Origin of the sequence: Sphingobium sp. 15-1, assembly GCF_013375535.1 — a bacterium.
Classification (GTDB): Bacteria; Pseudomonadota; Alphaproteobacteria; order Sphingomonadales; family Sphingomonadaceae; genus Sphingobium; species Sphingobium aromaticivastans.
This window is the reverse complement of sequence record NZ_JABXJG010000003.1, coordinates 247170-267464: the sequence shown is the minus strand read 5'-3', so window position 1 is coordinate 267464 and position 20295 is coordinate 247170. Positions and strand designations below refer to the sequence as shown.

Below are 20295 nucleotides of genomic sequence, written 5' to 3'. Positions count from 1 at the left end.
GGAAACCATAGGGGCCTGCGGCGTGTGAAGCCGCGCGACAAGGCCGGATACACGACCGCAAGATCCGAGCTCGTCAATCTTTGTCGAAAAGCCTTGCATGGTAGGGGTGGTCCATAACCCCATCCATCAAACGGCGATGCGCGTCATTCAGGAGACGTATGGAAATTGGAATACCCGACGGGTCCGCCAACTCCTGCTGGACGTGGTTCAAGGCGTCGAGATAATTGCAGACCTCCTCCACATCGGCATCGGGTGCTTTTACCTCTTCCGCCTCAAAGCTTAGCAGATCGAGCAGCGTCGCCTGCGTTCCCTCTATCTGTGATGAGATCACGGCTTCCTTCCGGACGAACCCGTACAGAAACCAATCGAGCGATGGGACCATTTCGGTTGCGAGATCAAGCCGCACCAAGGCTTGATCTGCGGCCCGCAGACGCCTGCTGAGTGCCTTGGACATGTCAAAAGCTGGATCGCGTGGCGGCAACGCGTAAGGCAAAAACGCCAGGACCTCCTCCCCGCCCGCTATCACGTTTTCATATTCGCCTGTGGTTCGTTTCGTCATGGCAACCTGCTGTTCGGTTATGGAGACAAGAAACGAGGCCGTGCCTTGCTACATAGGATAATAACGATTTCGTGATTTGTTCTGCGCAAAAGTCAACCATTCGTTACTAATGGGGTCTGTGCGCGGCCAGGCGATGGTGAGACGTGGCCTGAAAACGGGGTGTTGTGACCGGACACACGTCGGCTGCCAGAGTTCACGTCAACGGCCAAGCCCGCCAGCGGGGAATACAGCCAAAATTGAGGGCGCAGCCTATTATGTACAATAGGCGGGCAGTTGCGCTTCCATCTGGTCAGCAAACTTTATGAGCAAACCAGCGTCATCATCACGACCAACCTGGCGTTCGGGGAATGGCCCACCGTGTTCGGCGAGCCCCACATCGGGCAATACCCCAGAGATAGAAGGGCTCATACGGTACGTCACCGTGACCGCACCTCGAGACGCGCTTTTTGGCCAACAGCTTGAAGTCATTCAGCTGGTATCGGATCGCGGCGCGAACTGGGTTACTGTTCGTATTCCCAACGGAACTCGCCGCAACATCAAGCGTGGGTCGACGGATCTGGCAAGCCCTCTGCCCGACTCAAATTCTACCCTGATCGTCTCAGCGTCCGTTTTGCTGCGAGTCGCATGCTTTATAACCATGCTCTCGCGACGCACCGAAGAGGAGAGCAGGAATGAGCAGGAGCATGGTTCAGATAAAGCCAGTCAGTCCGCCATTACTGTGGTCGAAGCTGCCGGAACAAACCCGACGACAATTAGCGATACATCTTGTTCCCGCTCTGCGCGCAAGGCTGCGCGGTCGAGGCGAAAATGATGTCGATTCTGGCCAAACTGCCTGCTGACGAACAGGTCAGTACGCGCCATCGGGCGAAGCTCGCCTACGTTTACATTCGTCAGTCCAGCCCAGGCCAACTTCTTCATCACCGGGAAAGCACAGCGCTTCAGTATCGTCTGGTCGAGCGTGCGCTGGCGCTGGGTTGGCCTCGCGAGCGTGTCACGATCATCGACGAAGACCTTGGTAAACCGGGTGCCGAATCCCATTTGCGCTTCGGCTTCCAGCGGCTGATCGCAGAGGTCGGCTTGGGGCATGCTGGCTTGGTCCTGCGCTTTGATGCGTCTCGTCTGGCCCGTAACAACGCCGATTGGCATCAACTCCTCCAGCTGTGCTCGATGTTCGGCGTTTTGCTTGCAGATTGCGAGCGGCTCTACGATCCAGGGTTGTACCACGACCGGCTGCTGCTGGGACTATCAGGGATCATGAGCGAAGCGGAACTCCATCAAATCCGAGTCCGCCAGCATCAAGCCGAGCGGCAGAAAGCGGCACGTGGAGAATTGCGCATTCCGCTCCCGGCAGGGCTCGCCGCGGTGCCTGGTGGGGGAATCATGCTCAATCCCGATGCAGAGGTACAGGCTCGCCTTAGCCTTGTGTTCGAGCGGTTTGCCACTTTGGGCAGCGCAAAGGCGGTTGTGCGTTATCTGCGGCGATCCAATCTCCTGCTGCCAGTTCGGCCATTGCGAGGACCAACTCCCCATGAGACGTTGTGGCGTGAAGCCAGTGATGCAAGAGTTCGTTCCATTCTCAAGAATCCGGCATATGCTGGCGCCTATGTCTATGGACGGCGTCGCGCGGCCCCTGAGCAACGAGGACCGCAAAGTCGTAATCCGACCCGGGCAGTTCCACCCGAGGAATGGGAAGTATGCATCAGAGATGCACATCCGGGCTACGTCAGCTGGGAGGAGTACATGGAGATCAGCGACCGTCTTGCGGATAATGTCGGGAACTTCCGCGCTGGTCATCGCGGGGCGCCCCGCCGCGGCCAAGGGCTTCTTCAAGGAATCGCCATTTGTGGTACGTGTGGGAGGCGCATGGCGCTGAATTATTCAGGCCACAAAAGCGAATATCCGCTCTACCGCTGTCACTCCGAAACAGTCTCGTGCACCAAGCAATATTGCCAGGAAGTTCGCGCCCCGGCCGTCGAGGACGAGATCGAGCGCCTGTTCCTAGCCGCCCTTGCGCCCGATCAGCTAGCGCTGACGCTCGCTGCACTGGATGAGATAAACGCCGACGTTCGTTCGCTTGACCGGCAATGGGCTCTGAAGCGGGAACGTGCTGCATATGAAGTCGAGCGCGCTCGGCGCCAGTATAACGCTGTCGAGCCTGAGAACCGTTTGGTTGCACGCTCACTTGAGGCTTTATGGGAAGATAAGCTGCGCGAAGCCGAGAAGGTCGAGCAAGAGCATGAACGTTGGAAGGCCGGACAGGTCGTCACGCTGAGTGCGGATGATCGCGCCCGCATCACCGAAATGGGCATCGACCTGCCCGAATTATGGACAACCCTTGGAAACGCCGATCGCAAGGGGATGCTACGACTGGTAATAGATCAGGTGGTACTCGACCAGCGCCGTGTCAAAGGAATGGTATGGATGCGGGTCATATGGCAAACTGGCGCTACGACAGAGCATTGGATCAGGCGGCGAACGGCATCTTACACCGAAGCCGCCCAAGTCCAACTAATCGAGCAGCGCATTCGCGAACTCAATGCCGCCGGCTTCATGGATGCCCAGATCGCCAGAATGCTCAATGCTGAAGGTCTCGCCAACTGTCGCGGCGAAGCATTCACGAACCAAACCATCCACTTGCTCAGGCAGCGGTGGAAAATCAAAACCGTCAAGATCAATGGGGTCGATTACAACCCAAATCGTTGGACCGACGGAACCTACTCGATCCAAGGGGCAGCCGTTGAGCTCGGAATTACTGCCCAAACGGTATTCAAATGGCTTAAGAAAGGCCGGCTCCAAGGGCGACAGCTCACGAAGGGCCAACCTTGGCAGATCTATCTTACAGAGGAACAAATCACACAGTACCGGGTCGCAGATCCGCGTATCAGCCCATCGAGGAGGAAGGCATCATGAAACGTTCGGCGACGCCAAAATGACCACTGCGCTGCTCGACCGGCTCACGCACCATTGCGACATCATCGAAACTGGCAATGAGAGCTGGCGCTCAAGAACCGCGAAGCTGCCTGAAACCCCGGAAGAAACTCCATCGGCATGGGGGTCAATGTTGGGCGCTTATCTGGAGTGGGCCCCTGGGGTCGGACAGGTGGGACCATAATGATTGACCGTGGGTTTGGCTTTTGGAGAAAAGCCAATGCGACACCGTTCCCACAGCATGGAGTTCAAACGTCAGGTCGTTCAGGAATATCTGGGCGGCGAAACATCGCATGGGCTGGCCAAGCGTCATGACGTTTCTCGCCAATTGATCCGGGTCTGGATTGAGAAGTATGAGGCGGGCGAGTTCGACGATGACGCGCAAGCGGCTGATCTCATCCAGCAATATGAGGCCCGCATCGCCGCGCTGGAACGCCTGGTCGGCAAGCAGGCCCTCGAACTGGAGTTTCTAAAGGGGGCTCTGCAAAGCGCACCGCGGCCGAGAAACGGGACTACATCCGTCATCACCGGCCCCTTGGCATCTCCGTCTCCCAGGGGTGCAGACTGATGGGTATCGCACGTTCAACCTATTATCATGGGCGGGTGAAGCGGGTTGACGAAGCAGATCTGCTGGCCGCAATCATGGCGATCTGCGATGAGTTTGAGGCTTATGGCTGGCGGCGCGTACGGGCGGCCCTTCAGCACCAGGGCATCTGCGCAAATCATAAGCGCATCAAGCGTTTGATGCGCGAACACAGCCTTCAGCCGCGGAGACGGCGGAGATATGTCGCAACGACGGACAGTGATCACGATCTGCCGATCTTCCCGGACCTGGCGAAGGACGTCGCTCTGACAGGTGCGGATCAGCTCTGGGTCGCAGACCTGACCTATGTCGCGATCGCGAGTGGCTTTGCTTATGTGGCGATCATCCTCGACGCATGGTCAAGGCGGGTGGTTGGCTATGCCATCGGTCGGTCGATCGATGCCCGCCTCGCCATTGCCGCGCTTGAAACTGCTATCGCAAGTCGGCAGCCCTCACCGGGCCTCATTCATCATTCGGACCGTGGATCCCAGTACGCAGCCGCTTCCTACCGTGCGCTGCTGGCAGCCAATGGCATTACCGGATCGATGAGCCGGCGCGGAAATCCTTACGATAACGCCAAGGCGGAAAGCTTCATGAAAACGCTCAAGGTCGAGGCGTTACACGCCAAAACTATGGTCAAATCCGCGGCCTGATACCTGTCCGACCCCAGGGGCCCACTCCAATCGAGGGTGAATATCCGGTTCCGATTGACATCCTTCATCACATTTTCTTCCCAGTGCGCTTGCGGAAAGGTAGGTTGGCTGCCCAACGACTCGCAAGAGAGGTCGTAATGAGAACATCCGACGACGCCGGCTATCTACTACCGCCGCCACACGAGACGCGAACCGCGATCGACACCCTGGTTCGGGAAAGCCCGGATTCCATCACCATCCAAAGAGATTTGGTCATCCGCCGTTGCGCGCGCCATGGCCACCATGCGCCCGCCCTCCAATTTTCACTGACCACGCGGCCGCGGAGCCGCTTCGCAACGGAGTCCAATCCAACGCCCCTCAATGGCGTTGAAGGGCACGTTTGACTTCGGGCGTGATTGTATAAACCGCCTCCCTTTGCGCGCCACGATTAGGATGATCGACGCGGTACTCCTGATAATGCCGGTACAGGAGTCCAGCCCGGACACGATCCGATACTACCCGGCTGACATTGCTCCGGCCTGATCGCAGGATACGGGACTGGATTTCCACTTCGAACCGTTGATCGATATCGGTGGGATCAACCCAGGCTCCGTTATGTCGTCGAATTGTCGGGCGCGTTTCGGGTCATGCCGAAACCTGCGCAGAAGCGTCGCGTTTGATCTTCTTGGCGAGGCTCCATTTATGCACCTCTGTGGGGCCGTCATAAATCCGGAAAGCGCGTATGTCGCGAAAGATCCGTTCGACAATCGTGTCCCCGGAAACCCCCTTCCCTCCCATCGTCTGCACACAGCGGTCGATGACCCGCATCAATGCCTCCGATACCGCGACCTTCGTCATGGAGCTCTCAGACGTCCCGAGCGACCCGCTGTCGAGGACATCGGCGCACCAGTCGATCATCAACTCCGCCTGCTTGAGGTCGATGGCGTTCTCGGCAAGCATGAAGCCGACCCCCTCATGATCGATCAGAGGCTTGCCGAAGGCATGGCGGCGGCAGGCATATTGGGTCGCGATCTCCTGCGCCCGGATGCAGGCGCCAAGCCAACGCATGCAATGCGAAAGGCGCGCCGGGCTGAGACGCACCTGCGCATATTTGAAGCCGTCACCGCTCGCTCCCAGAAGCTGCCCGTCCGGTACGCGAAGACCATCGATCGCGATGACCGCATGGCCGCCCGGCATGGAACTGTCGATCGTGTCGAGCACGCGCTCGATGCGAATGGCAGGATCCGGCAGGTCGACGAGGAACATGCATGCGCCGTCGATGGACTTGGCCATCAGGATGCCGATTTTCGCGCCTTCTGCACCCGTGATGAAAGCCTTTCGCCCATTAATCACCCAGCTATCGCCGTCGCGGCGGCAGGTCGTTTGCAGCATGGATGGATCAGACCCAGCACCCCCTTCGGCAGACGGCTCCGTCATGAAGAAGGCTGATCGGGCGTTGCCGGCGACGAGCGGCGCTAAAAAGCGCGCCTTCTGCTCGGCCGTACCGGTCTTGCCGATCAGGAACATATTGCCTTCATCGGGTGCGTTTGTGTTGAGGGCGAGCGGGCCGAGCGGCGACAGACCCGACTTGCGCAGGAGGAGCGCCGTCTCCCTTTGAGTAAGATGCGAACCGTCGTCGCGAATGTGGGGCGTGAGCAGACCCGCTGCACGCGCCAGGGCCCTCAATTCCGTGACGAGACTCTCGTCTGGTCCATGACCATGTACCGGGTAACGGGGATCGGTTTCGAAAGGTATGACGACTTCCCGGACGAAGCTCTCTATACGTGTTGCGAGTTCATGAACGGTCATGGGGTTCCTCAAAGGCTGCTGACAAGGTGGCCGCCGTCGACCGCGATTACGGAGCCCGTCATATAAGCGGAGGCATCCGAGGCGAGCAGCAGCAATGGTCCGTCGAGATCGCCCGGCTGGCCCAGCCGGCGTTGCGGAATGCGCCTGATCAGCGCCTTGCCAGGTTCGCTTGCAAAGAAATCAGCGTTGATGTCGGTCGCAATGTAACCGGGTGCCAGAGCGTTGACGCGAATGTTGAAGCGCGCGAGCTCGAGCGCCGCAACCTTGGTGAGCTGAATCACTGCAGCCTTTGAAACGACGTAGGAGGCAATCCCGCCGGCCTGTCGAAGGCCGAGAATCGACGCCACGTTGATAACCGACCCACTTTTGCCGCGGGCGCGCAGGCATCCCGCGACCTGTTGCGTCAGCAGGAACATGCCTTTGACATTGGTGTCGATCACCGCGTTCCAGTCCGGTTCCGACATGGCCAGAAAAGGCGCCTCGCGCGTGATGCCGGCATTGTTGACAAGGATATCGACCTTTTCGAGCGTGGCGGCGGCGGACGCAATGCTTGCCGGGTCAGCGACATCGAGACGCAGGGAAGCGCCTCCACCGATCTCGGCGACCAAGTCTTCCAGCATATCGACTCGGCGGGCAGCGAGAATGACCGTCGCACCCTGACGAGCCAGTGTTCGCGCGAAGTGGCGGCCAAGGCCGCTCGAGGCGCCGGTAACGAGCGCGGTTTTTCCTTTGAGATCGAACAAGAGGCACCTCCTGGCTCTTGTCTTTGATACAAGATTGTGGAACAATCAAGAGCCATGAACATGATCGATCCGAGCAGCGAGCTGCATTGGCTGGGTCCGGAGCCACATGGCGCCGGTCGGCGCGTCTATCTCGGCATGCTCGGAGAGCTCGAAGCCGGACGCCTTGTCCCCGGCCAGCGGATTGTGGAAACCGAACTCGCGACCCATTACGCCGTAGGTCGCAACGCCGTGCGCGAGGCGCTCCAGGTTCTCGCCACGCGCGGCGTCGTTGATTTCTCACGCAACAAATCACCTGCAATTCGCAAGCTGGACCTTTCCGAGGCGCATGAGGTCCTTGACGTTGCATCCGCTATGCTGGGAATGGCCGCGGGGGGTGCGGCCAAGGCCTATCGTGAAGAACATGCATCGGATCTGGACGCGGCGGTGAGTGCGCTCTGGGCGGCACGCGAAACCGTCGACTTCTCCAGTGCGCGCCGGCGGTTTTACCGGACGCTCCTGCTGATCGGTGGCAACCGCGAATTGCAGCGCTTATTCCCAGCGATCGGAATGCATGTGATCCACGCACAATATCCCCTGCAGTCTTTACGCGAGATCAGGCAGCGCGATTATGCCGAGATCGCTGCTGCCGTGAAAGGTCGCGATGCCCGCCAAGCTGAAGCGGCCGCGGCTTCGCATGTCGATCATGTCCGTGCGGCAATCGTGGCGAGCGGAGATGCGGAGATAAGGCGTGACCATGCGGCTTGAGGGCAAGAAGGCGCTCGTCACCGGCGGTGCCCAGGGGCTTGGCGCGGCTATGGCCCGCATGCTGGCGCAGCACGGGGCGAGCGTCGCGATCGCCGACATCAATCTCGAAGGCGCCAGCCTCGTGGCGGAGACGATTGCGGCCGAATTCCCCTACGCCAAAACCGTCGCACTCCGGCTCGACGTCACCCGACCGGACGAGTGGGCAACCGGAATCGCGCAAGCGGGCGCAGCGATGGGTGGGCTGTCCATACTGGTGAACAACGCGGGAATTGCGCCGATCGGGACAGTTGAGAGCCTCGATTTCGAAACCTGGCAGCGGACCATGGCGATTAACGTCGACGGCGCGTTCCATGGGACGCGCGCGGCGCTCGCCCTTATGCGAGAGAGCCAGCCCGGCTCCATCGTCAACATCTCGTCGATCGCGGGCTTGATAGCCAGCCACGCCTTCGCGGCCTACAACACGTCGAAGGCAGCATTGTGGATGCTCACCAAGTCGATAGCCCTGCACTGTGCGAAGCAAGGCTGGGATATACGGTGCAATTCCGTCCATCCCACATTCGCCGACACGCCGCTCCTGGAAGGGTTAGTCCCTGGCGCAAGTGACGAGCGTGACCAGAAGCTGTCGCGGCAAATTCCCCTCGGCCGGATCGCGACACCCGACGATGTGGCCTACGCCGTGCTATATCTCGCCTCGGACGAAAGTCGGATGGTAACGGGCGCGGAGCTCAAACTCGACGGCGGCATATCGGCGATGTAACGTGGCTCGGTCCGCTACTTCACGATCCGCGAAAGCACCAGATTCCAGACTTTCCCGAATGAATCGTCTTCCATGGCTCCTGGTGGGAAACGACGCGCCAATTGGGCAACGCCGCACCCGTCGATTTGTCCCACGCCATAGCCCAATCTGTCGTGCCCCACCTTAAAGCGGTGGCAAGCAAGGTCGGTCGGGCCTGATGACGGAAGTCTATAACCCGCTAGACAAGGTCAATATCGGTAAATCAGTGGCGGACGCGCCACTGGCGCGGCCGGTTCAGCCACTCGCCGATATTCAATCGTTCGAGGGCGCGAGCATCTATGTCCTCTATTACAGAGGGACGCACCCCAGCTACGCACATGTTCGGAAAGCCCAAGCAGTTCTGACGCATCGCCCTACGCTATGACAAAACCGTGCGCTCCTCGCCGGCTTCATCAGCATCGCATCAACATTGCTATGGCCGCCCTTTGTGCACGAAACCTAACGATAGTCCAGTCGGAAAAGAATCCAGAAACCACCGGTGCGCGCGAAAGCCATGGTGCGCATGATGAACATCGCTTCATCGAGGCGCCGGAATTTTAAGATACAACGGGAGGCGACGGTTAGCGTGTCGGGAACGACGATCTTGAGCTGATCATTTGCGCGCGCAATCGCAAGATTTTCGTTAGATCAGGTGAAACATTAAGATCTTTATACTTCGGAATATAGCCGTCCGATTCTAAATTTAACAATGACCTGCGTTTCATGGACGGATATCTACAGCCCAGGCAGCGAACCAGCCAGAAATTACCGCCTTTCATTCGGAGTAAATATTATCATCGGCGCATGAGGCGAATTTCGATTTCAGATATTAGATCCATGACTCAAATTCAGCTAAATTCATCATAAATGTTGGCAGATGATATTGATTCTACGTCATAATTTATTGACGCCATTTTAGTGATAGGCAGTAAGTTATATCAATCAATATTTTGAATATATCTTTTGATTATAGCAAATGTGATAAGTACAATGCGCCAATTTTAACCATAGGATTTTTATGTATACTGTAGATTCATAGTGGAGGTTGGATATGTTTCTCGTCGGCAACGAGAGGGTTGAGCTGCCCCATCGCGAGACTGGAACGATCGCCGTCGTTGCGGAACGCCATGTGTTTTATAATGCAGGTCTCGCAGCGATGCTCCAGCGGGATGTCGGATTTTCTAAAGTAATCCGCGTTCATGACCACAGCGGTCTTACAGAAATACTATCCATGGAATCCGCAGTAGATTTTCTTGCGCTCGATTTTGACTTACCAGGATCTTCGGGACTGGACACGATCCGCGAACTTCACAAGGCACGACCAGCGATGCGCATGGCGGTCTTTTCCGAACGCAAAGATCTGCGTGAGGCTCTATCCATTCTTTCCGCTGGCGCACACGGCTTTATCCCCAAGCAGATCGGGCACGGCGCGGAACTGCTCCGAGCACTTCAAACCGTGGAGGAAGATGGCATCTTTGTTCCCTCCGACCTGTTCGAATCGCAGTTCTTGAGGGAGGACGAGAAGCCGGATGATGTGTCGCTAAACCTCCAGGCGCTTGCCATGCTGACAGAGAGGGAGCAGCAGGTGATCAGACTCCTCTTGGCAGGTCACACCAACAAGGTGATAGCGCGCGAACTCGGGATTTCGCCGAGCACCGTCAAGGTGCATGTTCATGCGGCGTTCCGCACACTTGGGGTCCACAGCCGGCTCGCCGCCTTGGCGGCGCTTCGCCTCACGCGGAGCACCTCAACCGAAGCATGATCAGCAGGATTCTCCGCCATGCTGTTTCTTCGATCGCACGAAGCGGCCAATTGGAGCGCAATCCAACCCGCTCTTATGCCCTGCCCAGCAGGGGAACCCACGGTTCGGCCTCTCAACATCGTCCACGTCATCACTCGGCTCGTTCTTGGCGGGGCAGAGGAGAATACGATCGCAACCTGTCTTCACCAGGCGGCGTGCGGCCACCACGTGACCCTGATCCATGGCCCTGGCGCTAATCCGATCTGGGCCGAGCGCATCGGCGACCGTTTCCGGCTTATCAGTATGGACGCCCTCGTCCACCCCATAAGCCCTGTTGCAGACCTTGTGGCATTACGTGACTTGCGCCAGCTCTACCGACAACTTCAGCCGGACATTGTGCACACGCACGAGAGCAAGGCGGGAATCGTCGGAAGGGTGGCCGCCGCCGCTGCCCGAGTACCGCTGATCGTGCACACCATTCACATTGCCCCGTTCGTTGCGGTGAGCGGCGGGCAACGTCTGCTCTATGTCGATGCGGAGCGGGCCTGCGCGCACTTCACCCACCTGCTGATCGCCGTCAGTCGTGGGATGCAGCAAGCCTATCTCGATGCGGGCATCGGCGGGGATGTCCCAATTCAGGTAATCCACAGCGGAATGCCGCTCGATCGCTTTACGTCCGCAGTGCCTCCTCTCGACTGGCGAAACCGCATCGGCGGTTGGAACGGAAAGGAACGGCCACATTTCATTCTCAAGATAGCCGCATTTGAGGAGCGGAAGCGTCAACTGCCGTTGCTTCGCGCAATGGCGGCAGGCCTGCGCGAGCGTAGCAATGCATGTCTGCTTTTTGCCGGCGATGGGCCGGAACGCCTCCGGTGCGAGGAAGAGGTTCGCGTCCTCGGGATTGCGGACAAGGTCCGCTTCCTCGGCCACGATCCTGCGCCGTGGGAACTGATCGCGCTCGCTGACCTGTGCGTACATGCGGCCGAGCGAGAGGGGCTGCCGCGCACGGCCGTTCAGGCAATCGCAGGGGGCAAGCCGCTGGTGGTGGCACGGCTGCCGGGAATCGAGGAGATCGTTGCAGACAATATCAACGGGATCATCACCGATGCCGATGACCTCGCGGTGACTGCGGCACAGATATTCGCCCTTTTGGACTCGCCCCACCGCCTTGCCCAACTACAGCACGGTGCCCGATCAACGAACGTTTCGTCCTGGCGCGAGGAGATGATGGGAGAGCGGATCGACCGCGCCTATGCCAGTGCGTTGGCGAGCAGTGTCGCACAGCAGCGACCCATCACGACCGTCGAGTTTCTCGGGCTTCCGGGGTCGGGCAAGACGACGGTCGCGCGTAAGCTCCTCTGCCTGTTACGTGAGCAACGGGCGCCGGTGCGCTTCAGCCGTGATGCGATGGGCGATGAACTGCCCTTCCTGCGCAGGTCGTTGCGACGCCTCGCCCTCCTCACCCGGGCCTTTCTTCGCAGCCCTCATGCAATGTTCCTCGCCTCGCAGGGGCTTACCCCCCATCAGCGCGGCGGCAAGGATGCAGTGAAGACTCGGTGGAACTTCCTGTCGGTGTTGGCGATGCACTTGCGACAAGGACATAACGGCCTTCTGATCGCGGATCAGGGATTAGCGCAAGCGATCTGGACGGCGCGCATCCACCATGGGCGCGACGCCGCCCCGGCTGAACCGGTGTTCAATCAATTGGACGGCTGGATAGGCGAGACCCTTTTCATCCATGTTGAGGCCCCTACCGCCGTGGCACGGCAACGGCTTGCGCGTCGGCGGCGGCACACATCGCGTTTCCAGAACGCAGAATCCATCGCGAACCTCGCTCTCTGGGCACGCGGTGAGGAGGCCATCGAGCATATTGCCGATGAGATCGAAGGTGAACTCGAGCGCCGACACCTTCCGGGCCGACTGCTTCGCATTTCGGGCGACGGCGGTGATACGCCGTTGGACCGCGCCCAACATATCAGCGACTATCTCTGCCAGCTCGAGCGAGAAGATCGCAATGGGTTGAGATCATAACTCAACCCGGCACGCACCCTTGGAACGTTTCTCAGATCGCATGGACAGCCGTCTTCGGCTTCGAACTGACGCGCTGCGTGCGGGGCACCCAAGCCGAGGTCGACGGCGGACCAACCGGGCGCGCGACCGAAGTCATGGACCTTCGCGCGACCGAATTCAGGGGCGGGGCGGTAAAATAAGCACCGAGGTACATGATCCAGAACAGAAACGCCGTCGTAGGCGAGAAAGAATCGCTGAGTTGATTCCCAATCAAGTAAAAGATCGCACCCAAATACATGCCGGCCACGATTGTATCCGACGTCCGATCGACCTGCCCCTTGGGTAAGGTGGAAAGAAGGAAGTTGGCTCCGCGGCCGACGGCACTCAGCACCAGCCCAACGGCAGCCGCCAGGCCAAAGACACCCATTCCACGAAAATAATCGAGAAACATATTGTGCGAGTGGGCGTAGCGGTAAACGCGCGTCCCAGCCCCCTCCCCGAGCAGTGGATGGTCCAGGCCGATCCGGATCGACTCCTTCCATACGACGTCGCGCGTTTGCATGCTGGGAAATTCCCACATGCCATAGGTCAAGATGCTGTTTACCCGCCTGAAGAAATCCGGGCTTGCCCAGCTCAGCACCCACAGTGTCACAGGCACGGCTAACGCGATCCCGCACAGAATGACGGACAATTTGAATAGCGTCTTGTCAACGCTGCCGCTGCGACTTCCATGATAGAGCCAGATCAGCGCCGCTGAGACGAACCCCAGTGCCAACGCGGTCTTGGTTCCGCTCATGAAGATCGCGGTTGCCAGGACCAGGACCATCAGTGCGGACGACAGGCGAAGAACAGTCGTTCGGGCGTTCAGGAGCAACGCGACGGCCAAGGGCCAGACTGCCAACACCGCGACACCCAACTGATTTGGCTTTTCGAAAAATGCGAGGAAGCGATAGTCGCGCATCACGATCGCACGGCCCCAGCCGGTCTGCGAAAGACCGATGGCAAGGCCGAAAATCAGTACCCCAGAGTATAGCAGGGCGAAGACAATTCGACGCTGCAGGCGCGACGGCATCCGGGAAAGGAGGATCAGCGCGAAGAGCCCGTAGGTCATCGGCAGTATGACTCGAAATGCCCGTAGCGGATCCGGAGAAACCAACATGGACATGAAAGCCATCAGCATGACCACGCCAACGCAGAGCGCTTCCAGCCACAGCCCGCGGCCATAGCGACCGTGTAATGCCCGCCGGAAACTTCCGGGCCATGCGAGCTGTGTCAAAGCCCAGAACGCGAGTATGAACGGCACGATGAAGGCAAATGACAATTCGCCGATCATCAGCGGTCGGGGAATCCAAAGCGGCAGGAATATCGTCACCGCGGCCAGAACGCCAAAGCAGCTCTTTGTCTGTGCCGGCAGATGTGCCGACGGGCCTGCAAGGATAGGCGCCGAAATCTGTGGAGATCGCCTCGACGAGCGCCGTTCGTTCGGCGACATTGTCGTCACACCTCCTGTTGCAGTTGACGAGGCGGCATCTCGCCAGCGATCCCATCTCCATCCAAGGGATAGTCGTAGCGATAGGCGTAGCCGTACGCTCCGGTGTCCTTGGCCGGATCATATTTGCTGATGACCAGACCGATCTGGCCGGCACCGGCGTCACCCAGCCGTTTCAACGCAATCTTTACATCCGCCTTGGATGTGCGGTTGGCCTCGACGATGAACAGTGTCGCATCTGCCATCCCGCTGATGCGCGGGGCATCGGCAAGGCCCAGGACCGGCGGACCGTCAAGGACTATCGCGTCGAACAGGCCGACAGCTTCATCCAGCAGGGCCGCAAAACGGCTGTTCGCCAGAAGCTCGGCGGGATTGGCCGACGACCGGCCGCCGCGCGACAGCACCGAGAAGCCGTGATGCTCGCAATATTGCACCGCGTCCATCAAACCTTCGCCACTCCCCTTCGATAGCAGGTCGGCAAGGCCAAAATCATTGGAAAGGCCGAGTAGGCGGTGAAGGGACCCGCGGCGCATATCGCCGTCGATGACCAGCACATTCTTGCCAGTGGCGGCAAGACTCGACGCAATCTTGACGGCAATGGTCGATTTGCCCTCGTTCGAACTGCTGCTGGTCAACAACAACACGCTACGCTCGGGAGTCTGGACGACAGGATCGAGCGCGAGGCAAATGGCGTGATGCGCCTCCGTCACTGAGGAAAGCGGATCATCCATCGCTTCGGCGATGGTCTCGCCACCCTTGATCAACGGTATGACGCCCAGCAGAGGCGTATGGAAGTCGCCTTCCACATCTGTCGGACCGTGCACCTTGTCGTCCATCCGGGTGCGCACGAAGCCCGCCATGAGCGCCAACGCGACACCGGCCAGGCTCGCTAGCGCCATGTTCAGCGCCGGCCGCGGATAGGATGGCGACACCGGCATCTGCGCCCGGTCGATGATCGAGATCGGATTGGTCGTATTCGCCACCTGCGTGCTCACCTCGTTATACCGTTGCAGCAAGGTGTTGTAGAGATTGCGGTTGGTATCCACCTCGCGCTTCAGGATATTGTAGCGCACATCCTTGCCCTGCTCGGCGAAGGTCGCGGCTTTCAGCGCGCTGACGCTGCCCCTGAGCGCCGCCTCTTGTCCGGCGGCCACGCGAAATTGATTGCCGATGGACGCGCGGACACCAGAGGCGATGGCGCCGATCTGGCGGTCCAGCTCGGTAATCTGCGCTCTGGCCTGGATGATCCCCGGATGATTGTCCTGGCGACGTTCCCGCTCCTGCTGCAGCGTCGCTTCCAGTTCGGCACGTTGACGGGTAAGGTTCTGGATCGCGGGGTTGCTGAGCACTTCCGGAAGGCTCATGACTGGAGTCGCCATTGCCTGCTCCCAGCGCTGCTGCGCCTGCATCCGGTTTGTCTGCGCCTGCGAATAAGCGGTATTGAGGTCTACCAGGCTCGCGGTGGTGATTGACCGCCGCTCGCCATCACCCCCGGCTAATCCCGCAGCATTGCCGGCATCGACGAGTCCCGCGGACAGGGCGTAGCTGACAAGCTTGCTCTCCGACTTCTCGAGCCGCCCCTTGGTCTCGCCCAACTGCCGGTGAAGGAAGTTGCGCGAATAGGTGAAGGTGTCGAGTCGCCGTTGCAGGGTGTCGTTGATGAACATCTCAGCGAAGCTGTTGGCGATACGTGCGGCAAGCGCCGGATCGTGACTGTCATATTGCACGGCGATCAGCCGGGTGTCCCGCGGTGAGGAAAGGTTCAGCTTTTCCTGCAGCGCGCTCGCCACCATTGCGGTGCGGAGATCGCCGGCCGGTTCATTCTCCAGTCCCGCGTCCCGAAGAAATTGCGGGTCGTTGGCCAGTTTGAGTTGTTGCGCGACGTGCTGCGCGGTGGAGCGGCTGCCCAGCAGGTCCACCTGGGTCTGGAGGATCCTGTTGTTCTCCGTACTTCCAGGGTCGGGAGTGATATTCTCCGTGCCCAGAATCCGTGCGGTCTGCGGTTCGATCTGGATGGTTGCCTGCGCGGTATAGACCGGTTTGGGCAGCCAGATGCTTGCCGCGCCGATGACAAGCGCAACCAGCAAGATGGCGAGCATCATCACGCGATTGCGGACAAGCATCCACCAAAGAGCCTGAAGGTCGATCCCACGCGTGGGAACTTCTAGATCATACTCGGCATAGCCCTGCACCAGCCGATCATCGTCCACCCTGACCAACCGGTCGCCTTGGGGCGTCAGCGCGAAATTTTGGCCGTGCATAGGTATCCCCTGTCGCTAGAAGGCCCGGAAGATGTTGAAAATCGGGAACCCGCTCATGAGGTCACGCCATGCTCTCCGGCCTCCCGAATAACCGACGATGATCGTGTCGTTGGACCTGATCTGGGGGTCAGCCGCCTGGCCATTGCGAATCTGGCGGATGTCGAAAACCGCGCCCGTCCGCTGTCCGTTGACCTGACGGAGCACGACCACGTCATTGAGCGCGGCGTACTCCGTTTCGCCCTTCGCCAGCGAAAGTGCGCCAAGCAAGGTCGTCGGCCCTTCGATCGGATAAACACCGGGCTGGGCTACCTCGCCCTGCACCGCAACCTTCTGCGCCACCGGCTTGGCGACGACGACAGAAACCTGGGGGTTCTTGAGGTATTTCCGGCCGTAACGGTCGGCGATTTCCTTCGCCAGTTCGCTGGCGGTCTTGCCACTCGCCCGAACATCGCCGATCAGTGTCAGGTTGACATTGCCGAACGCGTCGACGGGCGCCGCTTTGGGTGAAAGATCCGGCTCCTGCAATACGGTGATGTCGAGGGCGTCCAGCGGTCCGATGCGATATTCTTCGGGCGCGACATTGCTGCTCACCGCAGGGACGAGGCTATATGCCGTTCCGCCACGGGGCAGGCCAGCGCCTACATGGTTGCTTGCGCAAGCGGCGACGACGCTCAGCGCCGGAAGGATCAGCAGGAAACGCTTGTTCATGCCGCACACCTCTCAACTTGAGCTGCACGCTCGCGCTGCCGGGGCGCACGAACAGGCAGGCCAGCGGGTCTCGTACTGCCCGCCGCAGCCAAAGTTGTGCTCGCACGCTTGTATTTAAACAATCTTTGCGAAGGTCTAGACCCCAAGGGCTAGCCCGAAAACAGAATTCAAAAGTCGGGATCAGTTGTCCATCCTCACACGTTGCGGGCGCTGTTCGGTCCTTGTCCGTTGCTTTTGATATTTGCCGTTTTCGTGCGGCTAATCAGATGTTTCGGACGGCACCAGAAGTTGATGGCAGATTTCGACGCCGGATCACAACGTGACCGGCGATCGGCTTTGCGTGGCCCATCGCCGGTCCAAAACCGACGATGCGGCTTGCTGTCGGAGAGTTGAGCATGGCTACTCGCATCGATGAAATGGCACCCAGACCGCTAAAGCCAAAACCGCTGCAACGCAGACGGCGGCAACGGACCCGGGCCGCCGCAAATCTCGCTGGCACGACTGTGCTTCCCTCCCCAGCCCGGCCGATCGGTCCGGCCCGTGGGGAACCGCCTGTCGCGGCGGCGCGCACAACCGAATCCACTCCGCGACACGCCTCCGCATTGGTGCTACAACGCTGCATGGACCTCACACTTGCCATGCTGTGCCTGTTGGTTCTGTGGCCGGTGATGCTGGTCGCCACCATCCTCGTGCTGTTCAGTGGCTCAGGCCCTGTCTTCTACAGTCAGCGCCGGTTCGGCCATGACGGCAAGATTTTCCGCTGTTTCAAATTCCGGACGATGCAGGCCGATGCCGATCGGCGGCTTCGCGAACTACTGGAATCCTCCCCCGCCATCAGCGCGATCTGGCAGCGGGACCGAAAGCTTCTCGACGATCCGCGCATCACATATTTCGGACGATTTCTCCGGCGTTACAGTATTGACGAGTTACCGCAGCTTTTCAACGTGGTAAGGGGTGAGATGAGCATTGTCGGACCACGGCCACTCGCCACGGACGAAGCCCATTTCTACGCGGATGCCTTTCCCATTTATTGCTCTTTGAAGCCCGGCATCACTGGCCCATGGCAAGTCAGCGGCCGCAACCAGATCAGCTTCGAGGGCCGGGCGCAACTGGATTGCGAATATGCGCGTACCAAATCCGTCAGCCAGGATGTTCTGATCATCCTGCGGACCATTCCGGTGGTTCTTCTCGGCACCGGGTACTGAACGCCTTGGCCTCCACCGACACACCTGCTCCCCAACGGCGATTGCAGTCGGAAAAGCGGCTGATCCGCAAAGGCGTTGCCTGGAACGCGGTCGGGATGATGATCGGCAAGGGTTCGAGCATCCTTGCCAAAGTGGTTCTCGCCCGGCTCCTGCTGCCCGAACATTTCGGCTTCTACAACATGGTGCTGGTGTTCTCCGCCATCATCGCGATCGTTGCCGATCTTGGCTTTCGCCTTGGCCTCATTCAGCGCCAGCGGGATCACCGCACCAAATTGCTGTACGATAGCGCGTTCTGGCTGCTGTTCCTGTCGTCATTCGTGATGATCGTGGTCATGTGGCTGATCGGCGTTCCATTTCTGGTCTGGTTCTACGGGGAACCGCGCCTCGCCCCGATCGCGCTGGCAATGAGCGCGGGGATCGTGTTCCAGAATCTGCAGGTGGTGCCAGAAGCGCGGCTGGCGCGCAGCATGCGGTTCAAGCAGATCGCCCTGGCCGATATATTAGGCACGCTGGCCGGATGCGCCGCCGCCCTCCTGCTTGCACTTGCCGGCGCGAATGTGTGGAGTCTGGTGGCGCAAACGCTGGTCGCCACCGCCGGCACATGTGTCATCACCTTCGCCTTTTCCGGATGGCGTCCGCACGTCCGGCTGAACCTGGCCATTCTGCGCGATCTCGGTTCCTACAGCAAATTCATCGTCGGTTCCCGGGTGCTGATCTCCTTTCAGCAGAATCTCGATTATCTGCTGATCGGCAAGCTTGTAGGCGCTCATGCGCTCGGCATCTATTCCATCGCATTTCTGCTGACGGAAACACTGCGGGGCAAGGCTTACTGGCTGGTCAGCAAGGCCGTTTTTCCCTTCTACAGCAGGGCGATCGGACGGGACGCGGATATTCGCACGGTTTATCTGGGAACGGTTCGGTACATGTCGGTAACGATATTTCCGGCAGCCACGGTATTGATCCTGTTCGCGAACTACATCGTCCCGGCCCTGTTCACCCCCAAATGGGACGCCGCCATCGTCCCGATCCAGATACTTGCGGCGGCGAGCATGGTCGCCGCCTCGGCAGGCACGCCGGGCGAGGTGTTAAGGGGGATCGGTCGGCCCGACCTCGATTTCCGCATCAACCTGGCCGTTTCCATTCTGGTCGCCCTGCCGGCGCTGTGGATCGGGATCACCTGGGCCGGCCTGCCCGGCGCGGCATTGGCTGTCCTTGGCCATTATTGCGTGTCACGCATCGCCTATGGAGTGGCCCTCTGGCGGCTGATCCACCTTCCCTTGGCTGATCTGTTCCGCGCCCTGCAGCGCCCCCTGCTGGGCAGTGGCCTGATGACCGCCATCGCGTTGCTGGTCGGCTCCTGGCACTCGCTCATCGTCCTGGTCCTGGCCGTCTCAGCCTATGCGATCGTGGTCCGTCCGTTGGTTCTCCCCCGGCTCAAACCGCATTATTCATAGCGATGATCTGTGCGGCAATCGTCTGCCGCGCGTGCCGACCGCTGGCTCGGCAGGCTAAAAGCCTGTTTGAGAATGCGCCTATTGGCGCATTGCGGCACCAGCCTCGGAAATCGCTCTTCCGCGATTTCTCAAACGGACTCTAAAAGCAGAAAGAAATCCGCATCTTGACCTGCCAAATGACACCCAGAACATAACAATAAAGCGGGTCATTTCCCGGCGAAAATCCCCGATCAACTCTCAGCGGCGATCAACACAGCTTCGATTCGTCGAAGAATCCCTTTATCTTTCAAAGCACAAGATCAATCGTTGCAAATAACCTGTTGAATTTGTTGAAAGTATAAGTTGAATTGAATCATCCAATCACGCGCCATTATAAGACGAACGGTGCTGTAGCAGCGCCCACTTACCTTGTCATGCTGTCATGTGACAAATAGAAACAGTCCATCTTCAATGATCTCCCGGTGGCTCCGCACCGATGATCATCCAGGTGCGAACAGCGGCTCGGGGACCGCTCGCTTCGTGTTGGGCAACTACCCCCCATGTGGTGTCGGTCCACGTGCGATCAAGTCGATGCGTCCTGCATCACCTTGATCGCAAGCCACTGATAATGCCGAAATATTTTCGGAATTACTAGATTTATTTACGGTGAATAAG

The 20295-nt window shown here is 59.3% G+C and carries 16 protein-coding genes and 3 pseudogenes; 12 read left to right on the top strand and 7 right to left on the bottom strand.

The window, feature by feature from the left end:
- Positions 1-73 precede the first annotated feature (73 nt).
- Positions 74-559 carry a Fic/DOC family N-terminal domain-containing protein gene (locus HUK72_RS24235; protein WP_176599104.1) on the bottom strand — a complete coding sequence of 162 codons (486 nt, stop codon included), beginning with the start codon at positions 557-559 and terminating at the stop codon, positions 74-76.
- Positions 560-823: 264 nt separating this feature from the next.
- Between HUK72_RS24235 and HUK72_RS27465 the strand changes: the two are divergent.
- The 5 genes and pseudogenes from HUK72_RS27465 to HUK72_RS24210 form a co-directional block, all read left to right on the top strand.
- Positions 824-1021, top strand: a pseudogene (locus HUK72_RS27465) (ATP-binding protein); the annotation flags it as partial.
- Between the two features lie 345 nt (positions 1022-1366).
- Positions 1367-3469: a recombinase family protein gene (locus HUK72_RS24225; protein WP_176599103.1), complete on the top strand. Its 2103-nt coding sequence runs from the start codon at positions 1367-1369 to the stop codon at positions 3467-3469.
- Positions 3470-3476: 7 nt separating this feature from the next.
- Positions 3477-3671: pseudogene (locus HUK72_RS27460) on the top strand (ATP-binding protein); the annotation flags it as partial.
- A 36-nt stretch (positions 3672-3707) separates the two neighbouring features.
- The gene (locus HUK72_RS24215) at positions 3708-4055 is read left to right on the top strand and encodes a transposase (RefSeq protein WP_176599102.1); all 348 of its coding nucleotides are present in this window, start codon (positions 3708-3710) and stop codon (positions 4053-4055) included.
- The gene (locus HUK72_RS24210) at positions 4004-4723 is read left to right on the top strand and encodes an IS3 family transposase (RefSeq protein WP_176599450.1); all 720 of its coding nucleotides are present in this window, start codon (positions 4004-4006) and stop codon (positions 4721-4723) included. Before HUK72_RS24215 ends, HUK72_RS24210 begins: the two co-directional genes overlap by 52 nt.
- 357 nt (positions 4724-5080) lie before the next feature.
- Here HUK72_RS24210 and HUK72_RS27455 read toward each other — a convergent pair.
- From HUK72_RS27455 to HUK72_RS24200, 3 genes and pseudogenes are all read right to left on the bottom strand, one after another.
- Positions 5081-5269, bottom strand: a pseudogene (locus HUK72_RS27455) (hypothetical protein); the annotation flags it as partial.
- Positions 5270-5347: 78 nt separating this feature from the next.
- Positions 5348-6511, bottom strand: a complete 1164-nt coding sequence (locus HUK72_RS24205) for an acyl-CoA dehydrogenase family protein (protein ID WP_176599101.1) — start codon at positions 6509-6511, stop codon at positions 5348-5350.
- Between the two features lie 8 nt (positions 6512-6519).
- Positions 6520-7254: an SDR family NAD(P)-dependent oxidoreductase gene (locus HUK72_RS24200; protein WP_176599100.1), complete on the bottom strand. Its 735-nt coding sequence runs from the start codon at positions 7252-7254 to the stop codon at positions 6520-6522.
- A 54-nt stretch (positions 7255-7308) separates the two neighbouring features.
- Here HUK72_RS24200 and HUK72_RS24195 point away from each other — a divergent pair, with 54 nt between their 5' ends.
- The 5 genes from HUK72_RS24195 to HUK72_RS24180 all read left to right on the top strand — a co-directional run bounded on the left by HUK72_RS24195 (position 7309) and on the right by HUK72_RS24180 (position 12545).
- Positions 7309-7998 (top strand): GntR family transcriptional regulator, encoded by a 690-nt coding sequence (locus HUK72_RS24195; protein WP_255325991.1) that lies wholly within the window; start codon positions 7309-7311, stop codon positions 7996-7998.
- Positions 7988-8755, top strand: a complete 768-nt coding sequence (locus tag HUK72_RS24190) for an SDR family oxidoreductase (RefSeq protein ID WP_176599448.1) — start codon at positions 7988-7990, stop codon at positions 8753-8755. The genes HUK72_RS24195 and HUK72_RS24190 overlap by 11 nt, the downstream gene beginning before the upstream one ends.
- 196 nt (positions 8756-8951) lie before the next feature.
- Complete coding sequence (locus HUK72_RS27070; RefSeq protein WP_218036271.1) at positions 8952-9158, top strand: hypothetical protein; 207 nt, start codon at positions 8952-8954, stop codon at positions 9156-9158.
- 666 nt (positions 9159-9824) lie between these two features.
- Positions 9825-10535: a response regulator transcription factor gene (locus HUK72_RS24185; RefSeq protein WP_176599099.1), complete on the top strand. Its 711-nt coding sequence runs from the start codon at positions 9825-9827 to the stop codon at positions 10533-10535.
- An 18-nt stretch (positions 10536-10553) separates the two neighbouring features.
- The gene (locus HUK72_RS24180) at positions 10554-12545 is read left to right on the top strand and encodes a glycosyltransferase (protein ID WP_176599098.1); all 1992 of its coding nucleotides are present in this window, start codon (positions 10554-10556) and stop codon (positions 12543-12545) included.
- Positions 12546-12576: 31 nt separating this feature from the next.
- On the opposite strand, the gene HUK72_RS24175 is transcribed toward HUK72_RS24180, so the two are convergent.
- The 3 genes from HUK72_RS24175 to HUK72_RS24165 all read right to left on the bottom strand — a co-directional run bounded on the left by HUK72_RS24175 (position 12577) and on the right by HUK72_RS24165 (position 16982).
- A complete protein-coding gene (locus HUK72_RS24175; RefSeq protein WP_176599097.1) occupies positions 12577-14016 on the bottom strand; it encodes an O-antigen ligase in 1440 nt (479 codons plus the stop codon).
- Between the two features lie 5 nt (positions 14017-14021).
- Positions 14022-16205: a polysaccharide biosynthesis tyrosine autokinase gene (locus tag HUK72_RS24170; RefSeq protein WP_176599096.1), complete on the bottom strand. Its 2184-nt coding sequence runs from the start codon at positions 16203-16205 to the stop codon at positions 14022-14024.
- A gap of 84 nt (positions 16206-16289) precedes the next feature.
- A complete protein-coding gene (locus tag HUK72_RS24165; RefSeq protein WP_176599095.1) occupies positions 16290-16982 on the bottom strand; it encodes a polysaccharide biosynthesis/export family protein in 693 nt (230 codons plus the stop codon).
- A 620-nt stretch (positions 16983-17602) separates the two neighbouring features.
- Here HUK72_RS24165 and HUK72_RS24160 point away from each other — a divergent pair.
- Together HUK72_RS24160 and HUK72_RS24155 are read left to right on the top strand one after the other, a co-directional pair.
- Positions 17603-18187 carry a sugar transferase gene (locus tag HUK72_RS24160; RefSeq protein ID WP_176599094.1) on the top strand — a complete coding sequence of 195 codons (585 nt, stop codon included), beginning with the start codon at positions 17603-17605 and terminating at the stop codon, positions 18185-18187.
- Between the two features lie 5 nt (positions 18188-18192).
- On the top strand, positions 18193-19641 hold the full coding sequence (locus HUK72_RS24155) for a lipopolysaccharide biosynthesis protein (RefSeq protein ID WP_176599093.1): 1449 nt from the start codon (positions 18193-18195) through the stop codon (positions 19639-19641).
- Positions 19642-20295 lie beyond the last annotated feature (654 nt).

Coding starts and splice junctions, on each gene's coding strand:
- HUK72_RS24235 (WP_176599104.1), bottom strand. CDS start 559: ATGACGAAACGAACCACAGGCGAATATGAAAACGTGATAGCGGGCGGG.
- HUK72_RS24225 (WP_176599103.1), top strand. CDS start 1,367: ATGATGTCGATTCTGGCCAAACTGCCTGCTGACGAACAGGTCAGTACG.
- HUK72_RS24215 (WP_176599102.1), top strand. CDS start 3,708: ATGCGACACCGTTCCCACAGCATGGAGTTCAAACGTCAGGTCGTTCAG.
- HUK72_RS24205 (WP_176599101.1), bottom strand. CDS start 6,511: ATGACCGTTCATGAACTCGCAACACGTATAGAGAGCTTCGTCCGGGAA.
- HUK72_RS24195 (WP_255325991.1), top strand. CDS start 7,309: ATGAACATGATCGATCCGAGCAGCGAGCTGCATTGGCTGGGTCCGGAG.
- HUK72_RS24190 (WP_176599448.1), top strand. CDS start 7,988: ATGCGGCTTGAGGGCAAGAAGGCGCTCGTCACCGGCGGTGCCCAGGGG.
- HUK72_RS27070 (WP_218036271.1), top strand. CDS start 8,952: ATGACGGAAGTCTATAACCCGCTAGACAAGGTCAATATCGGTAAATCA.
- HUK72_RS24185 (WP_176599099.1), top strand. CDS start 9,825: ATGTTTCTCGTCGGCAACGAGAGGGTTGAGCTGCCCCATCGCGAGACT.
- HUK72_RS24180 (WP_176599098.1), top strand. CDS start 10,554: ATGCTGTTTCTTCGATCGCACGAAGCGGCCAATTGGAGCGCAATCCAA.
- HUK72_RS24175 (WP_176599097.1), bottom strand. CDS start 14,016: ATGTCGCCGAACGAACGGCGCTCGTCGAGGCGATCTCCACAGATTTCG.
- HUK72_RS24165 (WP_176599095.1), bottom strand. CDS start 16,982: ATGAACAAGCGTTTCCTGCTGATCCTTCCGGCGCTGAGCGTCGTCGCC.
- HUK72_RS24160 (WP_176599094.1), top strand. CDS start 17,603: ATGGACCTCACACTTGCCATGCTGTGCCTGTTGGTTCTGTGGCCGGTG.